A 23,414-nucleotide genomic window follows, 5' to 3' on the forward strand; every position below is an offset into this window, starting at 1 on the left:
ATTCTTCATGTAGTAGTGCTGCTAGAAGTCTTGTTCAGCCAGCAAGCCGCCAGGTAGCTGCCACGCGCGGCCCAGCCAACGTTGCACGGCCCGCCGCCAGCCCGGCAGCGCCCGAAACCGGGCCTTGCCTTCGGCTAGCGCGGGTAAGTCAAGTTTGGCAGCACCGGCTTGTATGCTGGTCAACTGACGAGTTGGGGACGGGGCCAGCAGCTCGGCCAGCACCGGCCGAATTTCTTTTAAGTCCCAATAGTGGTGCACCCAGGAGGTGGCCTCGCGTATGGGCCCCGCCTGCGCCCACACCACATTAAAGGCTAGCTGCTCCATCACGTGCTTCGGGTAGAGGCGGTATAGCTGCTCAGTGAGCGTGAGCACCTCGGCTAGCAATGGCGCGTCGAGGCTGCGAAAGCCCAGTGCACCAGCGTTATACATCTGCGTGTGGGAGCCGATAGTGCGGCCCGCCAAGGCTGGGCTACCGGTGGCCCGTTGCAGCACCCGGTTGATTTTGCGATTTAGCGGATTCCCGTCGCCCAGCCGGCCTTCGTTGAGGTGCATAAACCGCTCGCCCCGTTCTATCGCAGCGAAGAGGGACGCGAGCGGCTGCGTGAAAATAGTATCGGTATCGACATACAGCAGCTGGCCCGCAAACTGCGCGGCGGCATGTTGCAACACCTTGATTTTTACCCGGTGTACAAAGTTGATTTCACCGCGCCACGCTTGCCATTGGTCTGGGGCGATGTGCACGTACGCTATGCCCGCCAACTCGCCCAGCACGGCCCGAAAGTGCGCGGGGTTGTCGGTATAAACTACGACGGTAGCGCAAGCCGGCTGCCGCAAATAGGAGAGGATGCTGAACAGGGCCTCGTTGAGGATATCGGGGTTGCCGTAGGCTTGGTAGATAAGGTAATTGCCCATGGGGTGCAAAGTAAGGCCACTGCTATTGGGCAGAAGCCGCCCACAAAAAAGTCCCGCCGGGCGGGCGGGACTCTCAAGTACTGACAGAAAAAGGGAGCGTAGCTTATTCGTACACCCGCACCACAAACACGAAGTCTTGCAGGCGCTTTAGCTGCTGCGGACGGGCGGCGCCGGCCAGCTGGTTGGTGTGGGGCAGGCGGTAGGTGGCTTCGGGCTGCCGGTTTTTGAGCGAATCGACGAGCCGCACCAGGTACGACGACTTGGCGGCGAAGGCCGCGCCCAGCACGTCATCCTGCCGGCTGCTCACCACCCCAATCAGGTTGCCCTGCGCATCGAGCAGCGGGCCGCCCGAGTTGCCGGGGTTCAGCGGAATACTTACCTGGTAAAAGGCCGTGTCGCCGTCGTAGCCCGAGCGGGCGCTCAGCGCGCCTTCGCCGTACACGGCGTCTTCGCGGGGGTAGCCCAGCGTGTACACGCGCTCACCCAGGTCGGCCTGCCCGGCCTTGAAGGTATAGGGCAGCTTGCCGAAGGTCTTAAAATCGCGGTCCTTGATGCGCAAGATGGCCAGGTCGTGCTTCTTGTCGGCGTACACCGTTTCGGCGTGGTAGCGCTGGTGGTCGCGGCCTTCTACCAGCAAGGAATCGGCCCCTTTGATAACGTGGGCACTGGTTACGATGTAGCCATCGGCCGTGAGGGCGAAGCCCGTGCCGCTAAACTTGTTGAGGCGCACCGGCGGCGCACTCACGTCGCCCATGCGGTTATCTACCTTCCGAATCAGTGCCTTCTGGCTGCGCACCATCTGGGCTACCTCCCGCCGCAGCTCGCGTACACCGGTGGCCGGCAGGTTGGCCGAGCGCCACAAGTCGATACTCAGTAAGGTGCTGAACACGGCCAGCACCGCCACCGAGGCGGCCACGCCCACCGTGGCGCGGTGCCCACTCCAAAACTCGCGCAGCTTGCGCTCGGTGCGCGAAATGCGCAGCATCGGGTTCACGGAGTGCGTGAGGGTGGTTTCGACTACCGGGGTGGCTTCGGCGGCCAGCATGGCCTCGTGCAACGCGCTGATAATGTGGCGGGTGCGGCGGCGCTCGCCGTAGGCGTGCAGCGTGCCCGTCAGGTCCAGGTACTCCGCATAGAGCTGGTTGAGCCGCTGCTCGGCCCCGAGCCGGGCTTCCAGGCTGGCCCGCGCGCCGGCCGCCAGCTCACCGCGTTGGTAAGCTTCAAAAAGGGCGTAGTAATCGGCTTCGGTTTGCATCTCTTTTATGGCTGAATTGCCGGATTGTCAGATTGTTGAATTGGGGATAGCGAGCGGTACGAAACCTAACAATTCAACCATGCTAGCCATCCAGCCATTCAACAGTCAAGCTTCTTTATAACTGGCAAAAAACAACTTCTTCAAGCGCGTTAAACACTTGTACTTCTGGGTTTTGGCGGTGTCGGCGTTGGTGTAGCCGTGCTCGGCCGTGAGGTCGAGCATTGATTTTTCGAGCAGGTAAAAGCCTTCGAGCAGCGAGCGGCAGGGCTCACCCAGGTGGGTGAGGGCCTCGCTCATGGTGGCAAAGCGCCGGTCGCGCTCCTCGGCTTCCTGCAAGTCTTCCTCGGCCCCGGTGTTGAGGTAGGGGCCGTACTCTTCGTCGTCGAGCAGGCGCACGCCGTGCAGCCTACTCTTGGTAGTGAGGCGCTTGAGCCACAGGCGGCGGCACACGGCGTAGAGATAGGTTTTAATCTGGCAACTCAGCTCCAAAGAGCCTTCGCGTACCTTTTCATAAAACACCATGACGCCCTCCTGGTACACGTCGCGGGCATCGTCCTCCGAGCCGCTGTTTTGCAGTACGAAGTGCGACACCATCGGCCAGTGCAGGCGGTAGAGCTGGCTCAGCGCCCGTTCGTCGCCACCCTGGATGGCTCGGATAAGTTGGGCATCGGCTGCCAGCGCCGTTGTGCTATCCATGTTCATTCGCTTCGGGGCTTAATGCCAGCTACCGGGCATTAGTAACCCATAAAAAACTTTTTAAAAAACTTTTGCAACCGCCGGGTTACCTATCCGTAGCGGCGGCATTAAGGGCAGATTTTAGTTAATCCCCTTTCAAATTTACCCCAAGATGAACAACCTACTGAAAGTTGCCGCTCTGTTCCTAGTTGTTGGCATGACTTCGTGCGAGTCGAAAACTGCTACTACCGAAACCACCACTACTACGCCTGCTACCACCGAGTCGTCTTCGACGATGACCACGGATTCGGCTTCGACCATGGCTGCTCCTGCTGCTGATGGCGCAATGGCTCCTGCTGCTGCTGATGGCAAAATGGCTCCTGCTGCTGATGGCGCAATGGCTCCTGCCGCTGGTACCACCACCACCACGACCGAAGAGGTTAAGAAGTAATTACGGCTGGGCCTCGCCCAGCGTAGTTTCTATATAAAGGGGCCCGCGCAGCAATGCGCGGCCCCCTTTTTTATGCGCATTACCTTCGTTACCGAAAAATTACAGGGAACGCATAAGCAGTTGGTTCTCTCCACGTAATAGCGTGATAGCCTGCTGATAAGGGTGCATTTTGCGAACGGTGGTTAGCTCGGTTGGGTGCCAGGTCTGGCCATCGGTGCGGGTTTCGAGGAGCGCACCGGCTTCGGTGAGGAGGTAGCCCGCGTGGGTGCCCGGCACAAAGGCCACCTGCTCGAAGCTGCGGGCCTGCGGTAACGCCACCGCCTGCCATTGGCCCTGGCCAAAGCGCAGCAGCTGTTTGGCAGGCAGCGGCACATAGAAGAGCTTGCCCCGCGCCACGTGCGGCTTGCGGCCCGCGAGCGTGGCCCACAGCTCGCCGGTGGCGGAGGCGGCCAGCGAGCGCACATCCACTGTGTCGGGCACGTCAATCAGCTTGGCGCGGGGGCCCAGCGCCAGGGGCAGCGCGTAAATATTGCCCGGCGTAGCGCTCAGCTCATTGGCCGGAAGAGTGGGCATGCGGTCGCTGCCAAAAACCAGGAGCAGCGAGTCGGCCTGGGCAAAGCCGACGATGCCCCGGTGCACGCGCAGCGCATACGGGTGCTGTGGGGTGTTGAGCGCCAGCTTTTTAGTATAAGTTGTATCGGCGCCGTAGAGCCATATGTCACCGTCGCCGTGCAGGGGCAGTTGGCTTTCTTGCTCGTTGGCGTAGGTGCCAACCAAGAAATTATCACCTATCGCGGTGAGCGCACTAGTAAAAAAGCTGGTAGGAATCTGGTGCGTATCCCAGGCCCGGCCTTGGGTGCGCGTGATGGCGATAAACGCCTTTTGCTTCTTATTGGGCAGGTAATAGTGGTAGCCAGCCTGCCCTAAGTGGGTGCGCGTGAGCAGGGTAGTGGCCGCCGAGTTGGCATCGGCCCGGCGGTAGGCGTGCCAGGCGGGGCTGCACGCCGCCGTGGCCCCCACCCCGGCCAGGCCCGACAGCAGCCAGGCCAGCCGCCGCGGCACCAGCCGCCGCCAGCTGCGAATGGCCAGCGCCAGGAGTAGCAGCGTGGCCAGCAGTCCCGCGCTCCCAAGGCCACCTTTTTGAGGAGTGGGCTCGGCGGGCCGGGCATTGCCCACAATGGCTCCGTAACTGGGCGTGATGAAGTGAAAGTGGGAAACAGTGAAGCCCGCGGGCGTTGCTACTACCTCACTGGTGTTGCCCACAAACCGGTGCAGGTGCCCCGCGTCATCGAGCACGAAGCCGGACGAATCCGTTAAAAATTGAAAATCCTGGATGTGTGCAATGCCACTGAGGGTGAAGGTTTTCAAGAGGCTGGGGCCGGCTTTTTAGGTGACTACGTGCTAACTAGATACCAGCCGCAGCAAATCGGTTGCGATGCCCGGCCACGGCTGGTGCAAATCGAGCGTAACAATCCGCACCGGGTGGCCGCCCAGCGTGTAGCGTACATCCACGGCGGCGGTGGCGGCGGGGTAAAGCAAAATGCCCTCCAGGGCCTGGCCGGGGGCGGGCCGCAAGTTTTGGAGGTAGGCGTAGAGTTGATAGAGGTGCGGCGCAATGAGGCGCTGCTGGTCGTAGCGCAAGCGCAGGGCGGCGGCGTAGTACTTGGTATCGAGAATAATTTTGCGGGTAGGGCTCTCCAGGGTAGTGTCGGTGAGCATGGTGGGCAAGAGGCTCATATCCTGCTCGTTATCCGCCTTCGCTTGCCAGGTAATCGTTTCGGTAAACACGCGGTACTGGCGCTGCTCGCGGCGGTAGAAGTTACGCACGGCCTGCTCGAAAAGCCGGGCCATCAGCTGCTCGTCGCGCCGGAAATCGGTGAAGCGGCCGCGGCCGTCCTCGGCCGGCGCGGGCAGCGCGGTTTCGTAAATCAGTTCGCAGATGTGCAGCAAAAATGCCCCGCTCACCGCCAGCCGCTGGCGGCGCAGCGCCGCAAAAACCGGCGCGGCCGGCGCCAGCGGCTGCACGGTGGCCGGCAGGCGGCGGCGCAACTGGCTTACCTGGCGGCGCAGGACCAGCGGCAGGCCGGGGTGCGGGGCCAGGGCCGCCAGGGTGCCAGCCAGCAGCTGGTGCAGCGGCTGGTTGGCACTCAGCTCGTCGAAGGTGCACACGGCGCGGCCCTGGGGCAGCAGGCCCCGGCCCAGCGTGGATGCCAGCTCGATGCGCCCGCGCAACTCGCTCACTTCTTGCTCATTACTACTAAAAGCCAGTGGTAAGCCAGTGCGCAGTAGCTGACCCGCGGCGTGCAGCAGCATTTGCGTGAGCAGCTCCAGCGGGCGGTGAAAGGGCGCGGCCTCGGTGGCTTGCAGCACGGCCGGCTCGGGCAGGCGCTGCCAGGCGTAGCACAGCAGGTAGTAGAGCGTGGCGAGCGGAATCATAAGAGGCGGGCAGGGGTGCTGGGCTAAGGCTGAACCCCGCCTTTTTTGGCAGCTCGGGAGCGGCGCACCAGCATAATGATAAGGACAATAACTGCTGCGTAAACCAGCAAGCGCCCCATGGTGCGGCCGGTTTGGCGGGGATTGGAGGCTTCGCTTTCGGCGGCCGGGGCGGCCTTTACCTGCAATGAATTGAAGAACCGCGCGCGGCTGGCCGCGCCATCGCTGGCCGGGTTGGCGAGGGTTGCGCGCCAAGTCAGCATGTAGGCGCGATGGCTGGCGTAGATGATGCGGGCAAACTTGGTGCCGCCCAGCGAGGCCGTGGCGGGAAGGTCAAATTCCACATCGACACCTTGCTGCCCGGCTAGCTCAAATGGAGTGCGGCGCAGCACCTTCGCCCGCGTTTCATCGCCGATGAGTGACTTGATATTGGCTTCGTAAACCGTCGCTAGCTCGTCTGGCGTGAGGCGACTTTTTGAGTAAGGATAAGAGGCAGAGTCAATTACTGCACAAACCGCTACGTAGGTGGCCCCCGAAGTATTGGCGAAGTACACCTGCGTGCCGGCGTCGCTGACTGGCATAGCAGTAAGCGACGCCGGCAACTCGATGCTGGCCCCGGCGGGCAGGGCCACGCGCTTCCAGGCAATGGAGTCGGGCGCGGGGGCGGCCGCTACTTGTAGGATGGTGCTAAGCAAAGCAATGAGCAATAGTCGAAAACGAGCCATGAGCTGAAAAGCGCGTAAATAGTTGAACGAAAGCATTCTGCTAACGAGTAAGGCCAAGCTCTGGCGGCGGTTATAAGCCAGCGAGCAGCTTGCGCAACTGGGCGGCGGCGCGGTCGGGTTGCTCGCGCCAGTAGTCGGCCAGCAGCGGGCCGATTTCCTGCTCCAGTATCAGGCGCAGCCATGTTTCAGCCGGTTCAGTGGGCGGCGCGCAGAAGTAGCTATGGCCCACTTCAAAATCGGGCCCCAGCTCAGGGTCGGCGGCGATGACGTGGTTGAGGGCCGCCATGCGCTCGGTTATCACGTCGATAAGCACTTTTGATAACTTATTATTTACTAATAACTTATGCAAATGCTCGCCAAACTGCGGCCGCATGGCCACGAACGCAAAGCGCCGGCGCAGGGCGTAGTCGAGCGGGGCCAGCGAGCGGTCGGCTAGGTTGAGAGTGCCGATAACGTAGAGGTTTTCGGGCACAAAAAACCGGGGCGCGCCGGGTGGCGCGTAGGGCAGGCGCAGGGCGTGGGCGGGGCCGCGCTTGTCGGGCTCCAGCAGCAGCAGCAGCTCGCCAAAAATGCGGGCCACGTTGCCCCGGTTGAGCTCGTCAATCAGCAGAAAATAAGGCCGTTCGGGGTCCTGGGCGGCGCGCTGGCACAGCAGCGGCAGCACGCCCGGTACCAGCTGAAACTGCCCATCGGCTCCCGGCCGGAAGCCCAGCATAAAGTCTTCGTAGCCGTAGCTAGGGTGAAACTGCACCAGCTCGATGCGGCTTTCGTCGCGCGCGCCCAGCAGTAGCCAAGCCAGGCGGCGCGCCAGGTAGGTTTTGCCGGTGCCGGGCGGGCCTTGCAGCAGCAGCGCCCGGCGGCGGCGCAGGCCGGCCAGGGTGGCAGTTAGCTCATTATCAGTAATAAACAGCTCGGCCAGCGCGTCGGCCTGGGTGTAGGCGGGCGGCGGGCTGGCGTAGGCGGCGGCGGGCTCGGCGGCCAGTAGCTCCGAGCTTTTGAGCGACGTTTCGGAGCCGGTGTAGAGGTCTTCGGCCTGCTGCTCGGCGGCTTGGCCCTGGTCCTGGGCCGAGCCGGCGGCGGCCAGGATGGGCCGCTTGGCCACGATGGTGAAGTCGAGGGCTTCGAGCAGGGCGTTGGTGGGCTGGCCGGCGCCGTGGGGCCAGCGGGCCTGGGGGTCGGCCAGGGCGAGGCGATGGGCCAGCTCGGCCACGGCGCGGGGCGGGTAGCGGCGGCCCCGGTACAGCAGCTCGTACACGGTGCTGGGCGGTAGGCGGCGGCCTTCGCGCTCTACCAGGCGCAGGGCGCGCAGCACGTGCTCGCGGGTGAGGGCAGGGGGCGGTGGGAGCGGGGAAACGGTGGTCACGGTGCAAATGAACGCGTACTTGCGGTCGATGGTGCGGGCGGCAGCTCATTTCCGGCCTTGGCCCCATGCGGGGCCGGCTGCCAACTTCGCCGCAGCTACTTGGTTATAATATTTATGGCTCAGCAACTTTCCCCCGACCCCGCCGTGCTTAGCGGCCTCACCGCTTTCCAAAACCTGCCCGCCGAAGTGCTGGCCTGGCTCAGCACGCACGGTGAGCTAACCCGCTACGCCGACGGCGAAATCATTGTGCGCACCGGCGACCCGGCCACCTACATGATGGGCGTGCTCAGCGGCACCATGCAGTACTACCGCGCCGATAACGGCCACCACGAGCCCGTGTTTCGGGTGCAGGCCGGCCAAATGAGCGGCGTACTGCCCTACTCGCGGCTGCAAGTAAGTAAAGGACAGGGAGTTGCCGAGGGTGAAACAACCCTGTACCTATTGCCGCGCACCGAGTTTCCGGCCCTGGAGCAGGTGAGCCCCGAGCTGGTGCAGCGGCTGGTGGGCATTATGAGCGACCGCGCCCGCGAGGAAGTGCGCGGCCAGGAGCGCGACGACAAGTTGCGGGCTCTGGGCAAGCTCTCGGCCGGCCTGGCCCACGAGCTCAACAACCCCGCCGCCGCCATTGCCCGCGCCGCCGACACGCTCAACAACATGCTGAAAACCAAGCCGGTATTGCTGCAAAACCTGCTGCTGGCCTGCCCACCCGCCGAGGCCATGGCGGCGCTACTCACCTCGGGTGGCGCACCCGAAACGGATAAAGCCACCCCGCCCCGCTCGGCGCTGGCCCGCGCCGACTGCGAAGACGAGCTGGCCGACTGGCTCGAAACCCAGGGCTGCCCCGATGGCTACGCCCTGGCCCCCAGCCTAATCGACGCCGGCCACACCGCCGCCACGCTCACCCCCCTCATGGCCCCGCTGCCCGCCCCGGCCCGCCCGCCCGCGCTGGCCTGGCTCGAAGGCCACCTGGCTGCCCTGCGCCTGGCCCACGACATTCACGAGGCCAGCCAGCGCATTAGCACGCTCGTGGGCAACGTGAAAACCTACTCGCACATGGACCGCGCCGGCGGCCGCGAGCAGCTCGACCTCACCACCGGGCTCGATAGCACGCTCAATATGTTTGAGCACGCCCTGCGCCACAAAAACGCCAAGCTCACCCGCACCTACGCCCCCGATGCCCCCGCCGTGCTGGCCGAAGCCGGCCAGCTTAACCAGGTGTGGACCAACTTGATAGACAACGCCATTGATGCCCTGCCCGCCACCGGCGGCACCCTCATGGTGCAGCTCGCCAAGCAAACGAAAGGCGTGTGCGTCACCATCACCGACAACGGCAGCGGCATCTCGCCCGAGGTGCTGGCCCATATGTTTGAGCCGTTTTACACTACTAAGCCGGCTGGCGAAGGCAGCGGCCTGGGCCTCGACATTGCCCGCCGCATTGTGCAGGAGCACGGCGGCCGCCTGGAGGCCCGCTCGGTACCCGGCCAAACCGAATTTTCGGTTTGGCTGCCAGCAGTTAGCTAACTACCTATGAAAAAGCCGATTATCCTCACCGTTGACGACGACGCCCAGGTGCTGGCCGCCATCACCCGCGACCTGCGCCAGGAGTTTCGCCAGGACTACCGCATCCTGAGCGTGAACTCGGGGCCCGAGGCCCTAAGCACGCTCACCGAGCTGCGCGCCCGCGCCGAGCCACTGGCCCTGGTGCTGGCCGACCAGCGCATGCCCGAGGTGGAGGGCGTGGAGGTGCTCACCCGCGCCCGCGAGCTGTTTCCGGAGGCCAAGCGCGTGCTGCTCACGGCCTACGCCGATACCACGGCCGCCATTAAGGCTATCAATTCGGCGCAGCTCGACTACTACTTGCTCAAGCCCTGGGACCCGCCCGAGCAGCTGTTGTACCCCACGCTACATGACTTGCTGGCTAGCTGGCAGGCCGCGTACCGGCCGGCGTTTGCGGGCCTGCGGCTGGTGGGGTTTCAGTGGTCGCCGCTTTCGCACGAGCTCAAGGACTTTCTCAGCGGCTACATGGTGGGCTACCAATGGCTTGATTTTGAGAAAGATGCGGAGGCCAAGGTATTGATGGAAGCCAACGGCTTCACCCCCGATGACCTGCCGTTCGTCATTTGCCCCGATGGCCAGGCCGTGGCCAAGCCTAACAAGCCCGACCTGGCCCGGCACCTGGGTTTGCTAGTCGAGGCCAAGCAGGAGCTATATGACGTGGTGGTGATTGGGGCCGGGCCGGCCGGCCTGGCTGCGGCCGTGTACGGGGCATCCGAGGGCTTGAAAACCCTCATCATTGAGCGCCAAACGCCGGGTGGGCAGGCCGGCTCGTCGTCGCGCATTGAAAACTACCTGGGCTTCCCCACCGGCCTCAGCGGGAGTGAGCTTACCCACCGCGCCTGGACGCAGGCCACCCGCCTCGGGGCCGAGTTCATGGCCCCGCAGGAAGTGGTGGACCTGTGCATTCAGGATGGCTACAAAGTACTGACGCTGAGTGATAAAACGGAGATAAAAACCCGCGCCGTGGTGCTAACCACCGGCGTGAGCTACCGCACGCTCGACGCGCCGGGCCTGGCGCGCCTGAGCGGGGCCGGCGTGTACTACGGGGCGGCGCGCACCGAAGCTCGTAGTTGCAGCGACCAGCCGGTGTACATCATCGGCGGGGGCAATTCGGCGGGGCAGTCGGCCATGTACTTGTCGGCGTTTGCCTCGCGGGTGTTCATCGTGATTCGGGGGGCGGGCCTGGCGGCTAGCATGTCGTCGTACCTCATCGAGCAGATTGCCCAAACGCCTAATATCGAGATTTTGCCCTTCACCCAAGTGCGCGAAGCCTGCGGCCAGCAAGCCCTCGAAGCCGTGGTGATTCAGCGCGAAGGCCAAGAGCCCGAGAAGCACCTGGCCCGCGCGCTGTTCATCTTCATCGGGGCCAAGCCCAGCACCGAGTGGGTGTGCCACTTGGCTATGTGCGACCCCAAAGGCTACCTGCTTACGGGCCGCGACCTAGTGGCCGACCCGCGCTACGCCGCCTCCTGGAAAAAAGACCGGGAGCCCTATCTGCTAGAGACTTGCGTGCCCGGCCTCTTCGCCGCCGGCGACGGCCGGGCCGGCGCCATGGCCCGCGTGGCCTCGGCGGTGGGCGAGGGCAGTATGGCCATCAAGTTCGTGCACCAGTATTTGGACGAGTAGCGTAGCGCGAAGCTCCGCTTCGTGCGCGAGCACAGCGAGCAGGCGGGACCGGGCGGCTTGGCTGCTACCGAACGGCCCGGTCGCCCGAGGCTCGCTGCGCTCGCGCGCGCAGCGGAGCTTCGCGCTACTGGCTACTTACGCAGGTAGGCCGCCTGGGCCTCGTCGAGTATGCGCAGAATGGCGGTGCGCTGGCCTTGCAGCTGCGCCAGCGTAGCGGCAGGCAGGCGGCGCACGCGCAGGCGCTTGAGGCGGGCGCTCAGGGTTTGCCAGTAGCCCAGGGCGTAGAAGCCCGCTAGTGGTAAGCTAATGAGAAACAGCGTGGTAAGCCGCCAGTCGTGGGTCCAGTGCTGCACGGCGGCGGCCTCCGCGGCGTAAGTCAGCGGGAAGGTGACGATGCCCACGCCCAGCATAATGGCCGCGATAAACTCGGTTTCCTTGGTGGCGCGGTCGGCTACTGCCGACGGGATTTTATACGGTACGTAGTTGGTAATCAAGCCGTAGAGCCACACCGGGAAACCAAGTACCAGGTTGAGGTAGTCGGCTAGCCGGGTGCCGGGGCGCTGGCTTTGGTCGAGGGCGTCGTCGTCAAGTTTATATTTCCCTAAATCAGCTAGATACGTACTGAGCGTGCTGCGCAGGGCGGCCAAGCGGTTGGGGTCATGCTGCTCAAACCAGGCTACGGCATCGAGCAGGGTGCGGCTGAGCTGGAAGTTGTCGTAGAGGGTGGTGGGGTCGTCGTCGGGGTTGAGGTGGTCGCCGAAGGTGCGCTCCACCTGCTGGGCCAGCTGGTCGTCTTCGGCGGCGCGGCTGATGACGAGGCGGCGCGTGAGGCGCAGGCGGATTTCCTCGGTCAGCTCGTCGGCGGCCGCGTCGGGGTCTTCGTGGTAGCGGGCGGCGTAGGTGCTCACCTCAATGGGGGCGGCCACGTTAAGCAGCACATCGGAGCGGAAGTGGCTGGGGTCGAAGTAGTTGGTGCCCACGCATACCAGCTGCAGGCCCAGCTTAAAGTCGTGCCGGGCCTCGGTGCCCAGCGCAATGCGGGCGGCCCCGGTTTTGAGGGGGCGCAGCCGGCGCTCGCTCACGCTGGTGCCTTCGGGGAAAATCATGACCGTGCCGCCGCGCTCCAGGTAGTCGTAGCAGCGCCCGAAGCTGGCCTCGTTGCTGGCCGTCAATTGCTCATTGCTCAAGGAGTTAGCACTGCCCTCGGCATCTTGCCGCCGGTAGATGGGGATGCAGTTGCCCGAGCGCATAATGGCCCCGAGGATAGGGTTCTTGAAAAACGTGCTCTTGGCCAGAAACGCGATGGGCTCGTGGCGCTGAATGGCCGTCACGAGCGGGTCCATGAGGGTGTTGGGGTGGTTGCTGCACAGCATGAGGGGGCCGGGCAGGCGCAGGCGCTCGGGGTGGCGCACTTCGAGGCGGCGAAAAAAAACGCGCAGCCCCAGACGCACCACGGGCTTCATAACGGTGTAGAAGAGCATAGGCGGCAAGATTACGCACAAAGGGCCGGCTGCGCTGGCAGCCGGCCCTTTGTGCGTAATTAGGAAGCTTGAATTGAAAAAATCAGGTTGGTGACTTGATTAGCAAGGCGCAGCCTCCAATTCATAGTTCATCCTTAAAAAGCGCTGTTGAGCTGGTCGGCATTGTTGGGATTTTGGCTGCCCGACGCTTTGGCGTCGTAGCGGCTGCCGGCAACTGGGCCCTGGTCGCGGCGCTGGCCGGGGGCGGGCGGCGTGGGGCGCTGGCCGTGGTCACGCTGGTGGTCGGGGTGGTCGTGCTTGGGGCCGCTGCCTGCCACTACGCGGCCGCGGCCGGCGCTGGCGGGGGCTGCGGCAGTGCCGTAGCGGCTGCTACCCCAGGGGCGCTGCTGGGCACGCGGGCTGCCTTTGTCGTCAGCATCGCGGGGCCCCTTTTTGGCGAAGGGCGAGCGGCGGTCCTTCAGGCGGTATTCACCGTCGTCTTTCTTGTTGCTGCTGCGCACAACCAAGTAGGCTACGGTGGCAGCAACTATGCCTACAGCTGCATATTTTTGAGTGGTGGTGAGGCTATCTACTTTAGCCAGCGCCTTGTTGCTCAGCTCTTTGGCTTTTTGAGGTAGCTCCTTGGCTTTGTCGGCCAAGTCGCTGTCCTTCAGCCAGCTTTTGCCTTCATCGAGGGTTTGCTTGCTACTATCGAGGATGGCCTGAATACCCTCGTTGGCTTTCTGTTTGTAGTCCTCCAAGGTCGTGCCTTCGGCCCCCGAAGTAGGCTGCGTTTTAGAGAGTTGGGCGTTGGGCGAGCCGGCAGCTGGGATGCCGGGCGTGTTATTTTGGGTAGGATTCATGGAAAAAGAAGCTAGGTGAATGCGTGGCAGCCCGCCCGTAAGCAGGCTGCGTGGTAGGTATTCGTAAGTTCAAGCCGATATGTTGCGAAGCACCCACCCTTAGCTGGTTTGCTGGCGCGCGCCGACCTTGCCCACGGGCTGGCCCAACCGCCCCGGGAGAAAGCGCCTGCTTTTTGGCGGCTATTAGTTACCTATCGTTACGCGCTGCTGCCAGGCAGGCTGCCCGGTGGGCCGCATCGTGAGCTGGTATACCCCCGCGGGCAGGCGCGGGGCCCAGGCCAGGTGGTAGCCGCCAAACTCGGTGTGCGCCACCACTTGGCCTACGCTGTTGCGCACTTCCACATGGGTGGGCCCCGCCAGCGGCCGGCCCGCGGGCAGGCTGACTTCAAAGGAAGCTAGCCCGGCCACCGGGTTGGGCCAGAGCTGCGCGGCGGCGTCCGGCTCGGCTACCAAGCTAGCCAAGGAATTGGCTACCAAGAAATTAGGCGAAGAAGCGGTGCCCGCGGCGGTGCGCACCCGAATGGCCCCCGGCGTGGCCCCGGCCGGCACCGTGGCCGTGAGACGGGTGGGCGACGCCACCTGAAAAGCCGCCGCCACGCCATTGAACCGCACCGAGCGCACATCCACAAAGCCGCGGCCCGTGAGGCTGATGGCCTGCCCCACCGTGCCACTACTGGGCACTACGGTCGTGACCTGGGCCAGCGCCGCCGCATCGGCTACGTGGGCCACAAAAATATTGGGTAGGTAGTCGCCCGCAGCGGGCAGCGGCGTGGCCCCGATGATGACGTTGGTGCCCCAGTAGGGGCTAGCCACGTAGGTTTCGCCGGTTGCGCCCACCACCAGGCGGGTATTTTCCTTGCCGCCTGGCCCGGTGGTGGCTAGCCCGCCCAGCCAGTTGCCGCTCTCATCAAGCTGCCCCACAAATACTTCCGACTGCCCCACGTCGCAGGTATTGAGCAACTCAGTGGGCCCCAGCGGCAGGCGGCGGCTGTAGAACTGGCCCCCTACGCGCACCTGGCCGGCCGGGGTCACGCCCAGGCCCAGGCCCACCTCGGCATCCACACCGCCGGCGCGGGTGGCCCAGCGCCAGCTGCCGTCGGTGGCCAGGGCGGCCACTACTACGTCGCTCGTGCCGGGGGCAGCATTGGGTAGGCTGGTGGTGCCCACTGTCAAGGTGGGGCTGGCGAAGGAGCCGGTGACGTAGGGCCGGCCGCTGCTATCCAGGGCCAGGTCGTAGAGGGCATCGCTGCCGGTTCCGCCCAGGCGGGTGGCCCACTGCCACGCTCCGGCTGGCGCAAGCTGAGCCACAAAGCCGTCGGGCCCGCCGGCGGTAGCCGCATTAATCAGGATAGTAGCACCAAACTGGGCCTGCGCACCGTCAAAGTAGCCGCACACGTAGGCGGTGCCGGCCGCATCTACCGCCAGGGCGGTTAGCTGTTCGCTGCCCGCCCCGCCGGCCCGCACCGCCGACAGCCAGCTGCCCGCCGAACTGAGCCGGGCTACGAAGACATCCGAAGTGCCCGCAGGGCCTTGGTTGCTAAGTGTTTGACCGGTGCCCAGGCTCAGCGTGGGGCCGCTAAACCAGCCGCCTACCGTAAGCTGCCCGTCGGGGCCGAGGGCCAGGGTCGTGGCGAAGTCCTCGCCGCTGCCCGCCGCGCCCACGGCCCATTGCCAATTGCCCGCCGCATCGAGCTTGGCTACGAATAAGTCTTCATTATTGGCTCCCGGGCTCGCTGGCAGGGTCACGCTGCCAAACTGCGTGGGGCCGCGGTAAGAGCCCGCCACGTATACGTTGCCCACGGCATCGACCGCGAGCGAGCGCACGCGGTCGTCGCTATTCAGGCCCGCCGGCCGCACCCATTGCAGCGCGCCATCGGCATCGTACTTGGCCACAAACGCATCGTAGGAGTTGGCGTGGCTCAGCAGGTGCTGGCTGCCGCAGTGCAGGTACCCGGCCCAGTAGCCGCCCACGTACACATTGCCTTGGGCGTCGTGGGCCACGTCGCCCAGCCAGCTCTCGCCGCCGTAGCCCGTATCGCTCACCACGTAAGCCCGGTCGAAAACCAACTGCTGGGCCCGGCCGCGATGCCAGCTGCCGCCCAGAAAAAACGTGAGCAGGGCCAGCCCGCGCAGCAGGCGGCCAAGGTGTAGGCTGGATAGGTGAGTAGCGGGTAGCAGCATGAAACAAGGGGCCAGGGTAAAATCAGCCGTAAATAACTGCCAGAATACCCAACTATCTGCTTCAACTCAGGCTACGCGGGGGGTGGCGCAGGCGGGCAGCCAGCCGTCGGGGCGGCCGCAGCGGCCGCACGCGGCGGGGGCGGGGCCGGCTGGCAGCTCGCGCACCGAGGCGCAGCTGTGGCAGGCGTAGAGCCCGGCCTTGGGCAGGGTTTGCAGGGGATGCTGGTAGAGCTCGGGCCAGATGGGTAGGCCGGGGCGCTCGTCGTGGGGCTCGAAAAAGAACACGCTAATCTCGCCGGTGGCCTCAATATAGAGGCGGCGCACTTGGCCCAGGTGCTCTACCTGCAGCTGCCGCAGCTGCCCGCACAGCTCCTGCCCGGTGAGGCTCGACTTAGAAAAGGCGGGCAGGTCGATTTCGCCTTCTACGATGATGAGCTCGGCCTCACCCTCCAGCAGCCGCTCAATGCGCGGAAATTTATCGGTTAAGTAGTTGAACAGCACATACATGGTAATAATTACCACAAATACCGTGGCCGCGTGCAGCAGCGGCGTATCGTGGTAGATGGTGGCATCGCCGGCGGCTGAGCCCAGTACCAGTATCAGGGCAAACTCGAAGAGCGAAAGCTGCCGCACCCCGCGCTTGCCCGACACCCGCAGCGCCGCCACGGTGAGCATAAACATGACCACGCACCGAAACGCGATTTCGAGCAGGAAGGTGAGCGGGGCCTCGTCCGAGAGCCAAAGCCGCTGCCAGTCGAAGGGCGCGTAGGTAGCCAGTAATAGGGTGGGGAGCATCATCATAGGTTAACCTGTACGGTAGCAAACCCCCTCAAGGTGAATAGCGGCCGGGTGGGCGGCCGCCGCCCGCGCCTTTTTTAGGTTTTGCGCTGGCTGGCCGCAAACAACCAGCGGGCGAGGCCGTTTGCTATGCTGGTTTTAAGCGGTACTACATTTCGCCTTCATGTTTCGTTTTCAAAATAAAGTTTGCCTCGTCACGGGGGCCACTTCCGGCATTGGCCGGGCCACCGCCGTGCGGCTGGGCCGCGAAGGCGCCACCGTGGTGTGCCTGGGCCGCGAGGTAACGGCCGGCCACGCCGTAGAGGCCGAAATCAAAGCCTTCGGCAGCGACGCCCTCTTCATCCGAACCGATGTGGGCCACGACGCCGACCTCGTGCACGCCGTCGAAACCACGCTGGCCCGGTTTCAGCGCATCGACATCCTGATAAATGACGCGGCCATGATGACGTTTACGCCCATTATGGAACTGGACCCCGCCGACTGGGACCGCGTGATGAACGTAAACCTGCGGGCCCTCTTCCGGCTCTGCCAGCTGTGCGTGCCGCACATGAAGGGCGGGGCCGTGGTGGCCGTCAGCTCGGTGCACGCCTTCCAAAGCACCCCCAACGTGGCTCCCTACGCCACCAGCAAGGGCGGCCTCGAAGCCTTCGTGCGCGGCCTCAGCCTGGAGGTGCCCTACACCCAGGCCCGCATCAACGCCGTAGCCCCCGGCGCGGTAGAAACCCCCATGCTGCGCAGTAACCCCAACGTGATGGACGGCACCGAAGTCATTACCGGTCAGATTGGTACGCCCGAGGAGCTGGCCGCCACTATCTGCTTCCTGGCCTCCGACGAAGCCAACTTCATCAACGGCTCCACCATGACCGTGGATGGCGGCCGGCTGGCGCAGCTGTAAGCAGCTAGCCACACCTGCGCCGCAGCAATTTCGGCGGTCATGCTAGCCTTAGCATGACCGCTTTTTTGTGCCCTGTTAGGAGCGCCGGTTTTGCATAAAAAGCTGGGCTCCTTCGCGGGCCTCAATCTCAAACTTATTCTGGTAGTAGCCCACCCGCGCCGACTCCAGCAGGTACTCGTACAAGAAGCGCAGGCGGCCCAGGTCGCGCACTTGGCGCAGGTGCACTTCCTCGTGCGCCACCCACTCGGCATCGGCCAAAAACTCTTCGCGGGTGGCCCCGCTCAGGTGCACGGTGTGGCCCAGCACCATGGCCACGCGGGGGGCGCGGCCCAGCACCAAGCGGGCAATGCGGGCCAGGGGGGAGTTGACGAAGGTGGGGGGCTGACTCATTGTATATAATTCGGGCTATGCTACGAGGAAAAATAAGGCAGGGTTGCAGGCTGACATGCTAAAAATCGGCTTTTATTTGGTATTTTTAGTGGAAACGCTGACTTTTTCGAAGAATTTGGTAGGTTGGTTGAGAAGTTAATGCTTAGCTTTGGCCGACGACTACCCCCTAAAGTTCTTTTAAAAGGTAGGATTCACGCTTTCATTCATCCTTAATTCTGGCCGTTTTACGGCACTGCCTAGCGCAACAGTCTACGAAATTTTTTCCTTACCCGGCCAGCAGCTTTAGAGCGCCAGCCGGTGCCCACCCTACCGACGGACAATGAAGAATACCCTGCTGTGTTGCCTCGCCGCTGCCTCCCTGGCGCTCTCCTTCTGCTTCGAAAAATTGCCCGACGCTTCGGCTTCGGCTGGTGCCTCGGCCCCGGCTGTCGCCGAGGCTTCTTTGTTATCGGGTTTGCTTGATGCCGGCACGCCGCCGGCCGCCGTGGAGCCGCCCGCTACCACCGCCTCGCGCGACTCGCTGGCCTACGGCTACTACAACCAGACGCTGGGCCTCAAACTGGCCCAGACGGAGAACAAGAGCCTGCTCCAGACCGTGACCGACTGGCTGGGCACGCCCTACAGCTACGGGGCGGCTTCGCGCCGCGGCACCGATTGCTCGGGCTTCGTATCGCAGGTGTTCAAGAAGGTGTACGGCATCACCCTCAAGCGTAGCTCGCGCTCCATGTTCTCGACCGTGCAGCGAGTAGCTAAAACCGATATGAAGGCCGGCGACCTGGTGTTCTTCAGCCACGGCAAAGGCAACATCTACCACGTAGGTATCTATTTGAAAGACAATAAGTTTGCCCATTCGGCCTGCAACGGCGGCGTCATGGTCAGCTCGCTCAACCAGGCTTACTACCACCGCAATTTCTACGCCGCGGGCCGCGTGGCCGGTACCGAAGCCCTCTCGGCCGACGCCACCGCCGCCGAAACGGCCGAGCTGCTCACCGCCGCGGCCAGCGCCCGCCCCGAGTAAGCTGCTGGTAAACGCACTGCATTTTTATTCTCTGAAAAACGGCTCCCGGCGCTTGCGTCGGGAGCCGTTTTTTTGGCCCTGCATAACTTGAAGGCGGTGAATGCAGTACACGGACCTGAACAAACTTTTGCGGTGAAACTGCCGCGCTTTCCACCTTTTTTTGCATGGCTACTACTGGTTCTACCCCGCCCAACGGCAAAGACATTGCTGCTTCGGCCATTTTTAAGAAATTCCTGGCTGCGGCCGAGGGCTACATCACGCAGCCCACCCGCCTCAAAAAGCTGCTGATGGATGCCTTTAACAAGGCGCGTGAGAAAAAAGAAATCGGCACCATCGCCCACGAGGTGTGGGACACGCTGCAAAGCCTGTTTCGCCTCATCAAGCTGAGCGTTTCGGGTGAGTACACGGGGGTGCCCCGCACCACGGTAATTGCCGCCGTGGCAGTGCTCGTCTACTTCATTTCGCCCATCGACCTCATTCCCGACTTCATTCCGGTGGTGGGCCTGCTCGACGATATGGCGCTGATTGCCTGGTTCTCCACCTCCATTAAGCACGAGCTGGATAAATTCCACGAGTGGGAAACGACCAAAGCCTCCACCGTAGTGATGGACAGTGAGTTGTGGGAAACCCGCTCCAATAACACCACCAACCAGTCGGCCAAAAGCGCGGGCACCATCAACCTGCCCTTTGCCCCCACCGGTACGGGCCAATCGGCTACCGACGCGGGCCTGGGCTCGCCCAGCAGCTCCACTACTCGCCCCGTGCACGAAGCCGGCCCCGATGCCGGGCACGACACCGCCTACCGCGGCGATGCCCCCAGCAATACCACCGAGGGCTCGCGCGACGGCAACGACGGCCGTACCACTACTGGCGGCAACGTGCGGTAGTAGGTAATAACCCCCGCAAAAAAGCCCTGACTTCAGCAAGAAGTCAGGGCTTTTTTGTGGGGCTGGATGAGCGCGCTAGGCGGCGTGGGCCGTGACGTAGCGCACAAAGTCGCCGACCGTGTAGAAAGGTACTTCATCGGGCACCGTGATGTGGAAGCTGCGCTCCAGCTCCAAGATGATGTCCACTAAATCGACGGTGTCGAAGCGCAGGTCGCGGCTGAGGCTGGCGGTGCGGCGCAGGCGCACGGCCTTGATGGCTTTGCGCTTGCTGATGATGCGCAGCACCTGCTGTTCGATGGTTTTGGGGGCGGGAGTAGAGGTAACGGTGAGCATAAAACTTTTTGCGATAACAGAGAAGTAAGGAGGTGAGGGGTGCGGGGAAGGCGGGGTATCGCCGGTTGCTACCAGGCACTCGTTGAGTGGCCGGTAGCAACCGGCGAGCCGTCGCAAACTTTAGGCCAGTACCGCGGGCGTGGCGGCCTCTACTTCCTCCTGGTCCACCTCCTGGGTGGGGGGTGGGGAGTTGTAGTCGCGGCCCGAGATTTTGGCACTTAGTTTCTCACTGAGGAGATACATCACCGGGACTACCAACAGCGTGATAAGGGTTGCAAACGTTAACCCAAAAATAATCGTCCAGGCCAGCGGACCCCAGAACACCACCGACTCGCCCCCCAGGAAGAAGTTGGGATGACCCGAGTTGAAGAGCTCGTAGAAGTCGATGTTCAGGCCGATGGCCAGCGGAATGAGGCCCAGCGTGGCGGCCGTAGCCGTGAGGATAACCGGGTTGAGGCGCGTGCGGCCGGCCAGCACAATGGCGTCGTGCAGGCCCATGCCCTGGCTGCGCAGCATGTCGGTGAATTCGACCAGCAGGATGCCGTTCTTCACCACGATGCCGGCCAGCGCGATTACGCCCACGCCCGTCATTACGATGGAGATGTTCATGCCCGAGATGGCCAGGCCGAGCATCACGCCGATAATCGAGAAAATGATTTCGGAGAGGATGATGAGCGGCTTGCTCACCGAGTTGAACTGGGTAACCAACACCAAGAAGATGAGGCCGATAGCGCCCACGGCGGCAATGCCGAGGAAGTCACTGGTTTCCTTCTGGTCCTCCTGGGCCCCGCCCATGCGCACGGTGTAGCCGGGCGGCGTGGGGAAGCTTTTGAGGGCGCGCTCGACGTTGGCTACCACGTCGGGGCCGGTGAAGCCGTTGAGCACGTTGGAGCTGATGGTGATGAGGCGGTGCGTGTCTTTGCGCTTGATGCCGCCGTAGGTAGTGCCGTAGGTGACGTCGGCAATGGCCGAGATGGGCACCTGGCGCACCGAGCCAGTGGCGTCGCGGAAGGTGAGCGGCGCGTTCACGATGGCGTTCACGTTGTCGCGGTAGGGCTTGGCGTAGCGCACCTGAATGGGGTATTCATCATCCGGGGTCTTGAATTTGCTGGCCTCGAAGCCGTAGATGGCCGTGCGTACTTCGCCGCCAATCTGGGCCGTACTGATGCCCTCGCGGTTGGCACGGGTGCGGTTAATGCTCACCCCGATTTCGGGGTTACGGTCCTGCAAGTCGGAGCGCAGGTCCTCGATACCGCCAATCTTGAGCGAGTCGATGTAGTGCTCCACTTTCTTCGACAGCAAGGCCAGCTTGGGGTAGTCGTCGCCGCTTACCTCAATGGCCACGGCCTTGCCCTGGGGCGGGCCGCTGGCCTCCTGGTCTACCGAAACTTCGGCGCCGGGAATTCCTTTCACGGCCTGCCGAATGTCATCCATGTAGACGTGGGTGGCCTGGCCCTTGCGGTTAGCCAGCTCCTTGAAGGCCACGCCCACCTTACCCAGGTGCGACTGCGACGTACCGGCAGCCGTAGCCTCGGTGGGGTCGCCGGCGCCGATGGCCACGTTGGTAATCACCGATTCTACGTCGGGGTTGTTGCGGCCAATCACCTTATACACCCGGTTTTCGAGAATGCGGGTGATGGAGTCGGTTACCTCTACGCGGGTACCCACCGGCATGCGCAGGTAGGTATAAATGAACTTGGGGTCGCCGCTGGGGAAGAAGTCTACCTTGGGCTTGCGCGCGCCCACGGCCACAATGCTGAGTACGAACAGCACTACCAGGCCGCCCACAATGGCGAGCTGCCGCCACACTGTGCCGCCCACAGCCAGCTCCACGAGCCGGGCGTAGCCGTTTTGGAGGCGGGGTAACAAGCTGCGCTGGAAGCCGGCTATCATGTACACAAACACGTACTTATCGAGGAAGCAGAGGGCAATGATGGTGAGCATCAGGTTGCCCAGGAACGTGGAGCCCGACAAGTAGCCGCCGATGGCTACCAGCAGCAGCCCACCCATGCCCAGCAGGAAGTTGCGGGTCAGCTGAGGCTTCTCCACCTTATCCAGGTGCTCCTCGCGCTGCATGAAGCTCACGGCGAATACGGGGTTCATCACGAAGGCCACGATGAGCGACGCGCCCAGCGTGAGAATGAGCGTAACCGGCAGATAGAACATGAACGAGCCCACAATGCCGGGCCAGAACATAAGCGGCACAAACGGCGCTACCGTAGTGAGCGTGCCCGCCAGCACGGGAATAAATACCTCACCGGCCGCAAACTTGGCCGCCTTGGCGGTGCTCAGGTTGGGGTGCTCGTGCAGCAGGCGGTGGGTGTTTTCGATTACCACGATGGCATCGTCCACCACAATGCCCAGCGCCAGCAAAAAGGCGAAGAGCACAATCATGTTCAGCGAGAAGCCAAACAGTGGCAACATAATGAATGCCAGGAACATCGATAGCGGCACCGACAAGCCCACGAAGAGCGCGTTGGTGGTGCCCATGAAGAACATCAGAATCAGCGTCACCAGCAAAAAGCCAATGATGATGGTGTTAATCAGGTCATTAAGCGTCGTGCGGGTTTCGTTCGACGAGTCACCGGTGATGGTGATTTTCAGCCCTTTCGGTAGGCTGGCTTCCGAGTCCTTCACCAACTGGTGAATCTTGTCGGAGGCGTCGAGCAGGTTCTCGCCCTGGCGCTTCACCACGTTGAGGGCCACCGACGACTGGCCGTCGAGGCGGGCGAAGCTTTCGCGGTCCTTGAAGCCGTCCTGCACGGTGGCGATGTCGCCGAGGCGCACTGGCGCGCCGCGCAGGTTCTTGAGCTGGATGTTGGCAATGTCGGCGGCGTTCACGTACTGGCCGGCCACGCGCACGGCGCGCTTCTGCGCGCCCACGTCGATGGAACCGCCTGATACCGTGATGTTTTCGCGGGCAATAGCGCCTTCAATATCCGTGAAGCTCAGCTGCGAAGCTTGCAGCTTGTATAGGTCCACGTCCACGTTTACCTGCTGCTCCAGGGCACCCACAATGTCTACGCGGGTGATTTCGGGCAGGGCCTCAATCTTGTCCTGGAAGTCGTCGGCGAGCTTTTTGAGCTGGGCGGCGGGCAGGTTGCCGCTCAGGTTGACGTACATAATGGGCTGCTCCGAGATGTTGACTTCCTTCACCAGCGGGGCGCTGGGCAGGTCGTTGGGCAGCTCGGTGCTGGCCTTGTCCACGGCATCTTTGATGAGCTGCTTGGCGGCTTGCACATCGACGCCGGAGTTAAACTCCACGTCCACAATACAATAATCCTGGTTGGAAGTCGAGTTAATCTTCTTCACGCCGTTCACGCTCTTAATCTCCTTTTCGAGCTGGCGGGTCACCAGGTTCTCGATGTCGGTGGGCGAGGTGCCGGGGTACACTGTGGCCACGATGATGCGCGGAATCACGATGTCGGGGAATTTCTCCTTGCCCAGCTTCACGTAGGCAAACAAGCCGGCAATCGTCAGCATCAGGGTGATGATGTAGATGCTCGTCTTGTTGTTGATGGACCAGCTGGTGGGTCCAAATTCTTTTTCTATGTCTTGCATAACAGGTAGTTGCTAGTGCTGGGTGTACCGT

At 63.2% G+C, this 23,414-nt stretch carries 19 protein-coding genes and 1 pseudogene; 6 read left to right on the top strand and 14 right to left on the bottom strand.

Features of this window, described 5'->3' with window-relative positions; genetic code table 11:
* Positions 1-21: 21 nt before the first annotated feature.
* From ACYVGC_RS04685 to ACYVGC_RS04695, 3 genes are all read right to left on the bottom strand, one after another.
* Entirely contained in the window at positions 22-912 is an 891-nt protein-coding gene (locus tag ACYVGC_RS04685) for a hypothetical protein (protein WP_460582629.1), read from the bottom strand.
* Positions 913-1,015: 103 nt separating this feature from the next.
* Positions 1,016-2,167 (bottom strand): S1C family serine protease, encoded by a 1,152-nt coding sequence (locus tag ACYVGC_RS04690; protein ID WP_460582630.1) that lies wholly within the window; start codon positions 2,165-2,167, stop codon positions 1,016-1,018.
* Positions 2,168-2,272: 105 nt separating this feature from the next.
* The gene (locus ACYVGC_RS04695; RefSeq protein ID WP_460582631.1) at positions 2,273-2,863 is read right to left on the bottom strand and encodes an RNA polymerase sigma factor; all 591 of its coding nucleotides are present in this window, start codon (positions 2,861-2,863) and stop codon (positions 2,273-2,275) included.
* Positions 2,864-3,014: 151 nt separating this feature from the next.
* Here ACYVGC_RS04695 and ACYVGC_RS04700 point away from each other — a divergent pair, with 151 nt between their 5' ends.
* Complete coding sequence (locus ACYVGC_RS04700) at positions 3,015-3,293, top strand: hypothetical protein (RefSeq protein ID WP_460582632.1); 279 nt, start codon at positions 3,015-3,017, stop codon at positions 3,291-3,293.
* A gap of 99 nt (positions 3,294-3,392) precedes the next feature.
* On the opposite strand, the gene ACYVGC_RS04705 is transcribed toward ACYVGC_RS04700, so the two are convergent.
* From ACYVGC_RS04705 to ACYVGC_RS04720, 4 genes are all read right to left on the bottom strand, one after another.
* Positions 3,393-4,661 (bottom strand): hypothetical protein, encoded by a 1,269-nt coding sequence (locus tag ACYVGC_RS04705; RefSeq protein ID WP_460582633.1) that lies wholly within the window; start codon positions 4,659-4,661, stop codon positions 3,393-3,395.
* 33 nt (positions 4,662-4,694) lie between these two features.
* Complete coding sequence (locus ACYVGC_RS04710; protein ID WP_460582634.1) at positions 4,695-5,729, bottom strand: McrC family protein; 1,035 nt, start codon at positions 5,727-5,729, stop codon at positions 4,695-4,697.
* A 23-nt stretch (positions 5,730-5,752) separates the two neighbouring features.
* Complete coding sequence (locus ACYVGC_RS04715; protein ID WP_460582635.1) at positions 5,753-6,451, bottom strand: hypothetical protein; 699 nt, start codon at positions 6,449-6,451, stop codon at positions 5,753-5,755.
* Positions 6,452-6,521: 70 nt separating this feature from the next.
* Positions 6,522-7,814: a 5-methylcytosine-specific restriction endonuclease subunit McrB gene (locus tag ACYVGC_RS04720; protein WP_460582636.1), complete on the bottom strand. Its 1,293-nt coding sequence runs from the start codon at positions 7,812-7,814 to the stop codon at positions 6,522-6,524.
* Positions 7,815-7,928: 114 nt separating this feature from the next.
* Between ACYVGC_RS04720 and ACYVGC_RS04725 the strand changes: the two genes are divergently transcribed.
* Together ACYVGC_RS04725 and ACYVGC_RS04730 are read left to right on the top strand one after the other, a co-directional pair.
* Positions 7,929-9,335: a sensor histidine kinase gene (locus ACYVGC_RS04725; protein ID WP_460582637.1), complete on the top strand. Its 1,407-nt coding sequence runs from the start codon at positions 7,929-7,931 to the stop codon at positions 9,333-9,335.
* 6 nt (positions 9,336-9,341) lie between these two features.
* The gene (locus tag ACYVGC_RS04730) at positions 9,342-10,997 is read left to right on the top strand and encodes an NAD(P)/FAD-dependent oxidoreductase (protein ID WP_460582638.1); all 1,656 of its coding nucleotides are present in this window, start codon (positions 9,342-9,344) and stop codon (positions 10,995-10,997) included.
* Positions 10,998-11,128: 131 nt separating this feature from the next.
* On the opposite strand, the gene ACYVGC_RS04735 is transcribed toward ACYVGC_RS04730, so the two are convergent.
* The 4 genes from ACYVGC_RS04735 to ACYVGC_RS04750 all read right to left on the bottom strand — a co-directional run bounded on the left by ACYVGC_RS04735 (position 11,129) and on the right by ACYVGC_RS04750 (position 16,302).
* Positions 11,129-12,478: a lysophospholipid acyltransferase family protein gene (locus ACYVGC_RS04735; RefSeq protein WP_460582639.1), complete on the bottom strand. Its 1,350-nt coding sequence runs from the start codon at positions 12,476-12,478 to the stop codon at positions 11,129-11,131.
* 134 nt (positions 12,479-12,612) lie between these two features.
* A complete protein-coding gene (locus ACYVGC_RS04740) occupies positions 12,613-13,320 on the bottom strand; it encodes a hypothetical protein (RefSeq protein WP_460582640.1) in 708 nt (235 codons plus the stop codon).
* A 183-nt stretch (positions 13,321-13,503) separates the two neighbouring features.
* Positions 13,504-15,501, bottom strand: coding sequence for an IPT/TIG domain-containing protein (locus ACYVGC_RS04745; protein WP_460582641.1), 1,998 nt, complete (start codon positions 15,499-15,501; stop codon positions 13,504-13,506).
* Between the two features lie 66 nt (positions 15,502-15,567).
* A complete protein-coding gene (locus tag ACYVGC_RS04750) occupies positions 15,568-16,302 on the bottom strand; it encodes a DUF421 domain-containing protein (protein WP_460582642.1) in 735 nt (244 codons plus the stop codon).
* A gap of 160 nt (positions 16,303-16,462) precedes the next feature.
* On the opposite strand from ACYVGC_RS04750, the gene ACYVGC_RS04755 reads away from it, so the two are divergent.
* Positions 16,463-17,194, top strand: coding sequence for an SDR family NAD(P)-dependent oxidoreductase (locus ACYVGC_RS04755; protein WP_460582643.1), 732 nt, complete (start codon positions 16,463-16,465; stop codon positions 17,192-17,194).
* Positions 17,195-17,269: 75 nt separating this feature from the next.
* On the opposite strand, the gene ACYVGC_RS04760 is transcribed toward ACYVGC_RS04755, so the two are convergent.
* Positions 17,270-17,584: a hypothetical protein gene (locus ACYVGC_RS04760; RefSeq protein ID WP_460582644.1), complete on the bottom strand. Its 315-nt coding sequence runs from the start codon at positions 17,582-17,584 to the stop codon at positions 17,270-17,272.
* A gap of 319 nt (positions 17,585-17,903) precedes the next feature.
* Between ACYVGC_RS04760 and ACYVGC_RS04765 the strand changes: the two genes are divergently transcribed.
* Positions 17,904-18,602 (top strand): C40 family peptidase, encoded by a 699-nt coding sequence (locus ACYVGC_RS04765; protein ID WP_460582645.1) that lies wholly within the window; start codon positions 17,904-17,906, stop codon positions 18,600-18,602.
* Positions 18,603-19,015: 413 nt separating this feature from the next.
* A pseudogene (locus ACYVGC_RS04770) lies at positions 19,016-19,129 on the top strand (YkvA family protein); the annotation flags it as partial.
* Between the two features lie 435 nt (positions 19,130-19,564).
* On the opposite strand, the gene ACYVGC_RS04775 reads toward ACYVGC_RS04770, so the two are convergent.
* On the bottom strand, positions 19,565-19,822 hold the full coding sequence (locus ACYVGC_RS04775; protein WP_460582646.1) for an acyl carrier protein: 258 nt from the start codon (positions 19,820-19,822) through the stop codon (positions 19,565-19,567).
* A gap of 120 nt (positions 19,823-19,942) precedes the next feature.
* A complete protein-coding gene (locus ACYVGC_RS04780) occupies positions 19,943-23,383 on the bottom strand; it encodes an efflux RND transporter permease subunit (RefSeq protein WP_460582647.1) in 3,441 nt (1,146 codons plus the stop codon).
* Positions 23,384-23,414 lie beyond the last annotated feature (31 nt).

Source organism: Hymenobacter arcticus (assembly GCF_054779975.1).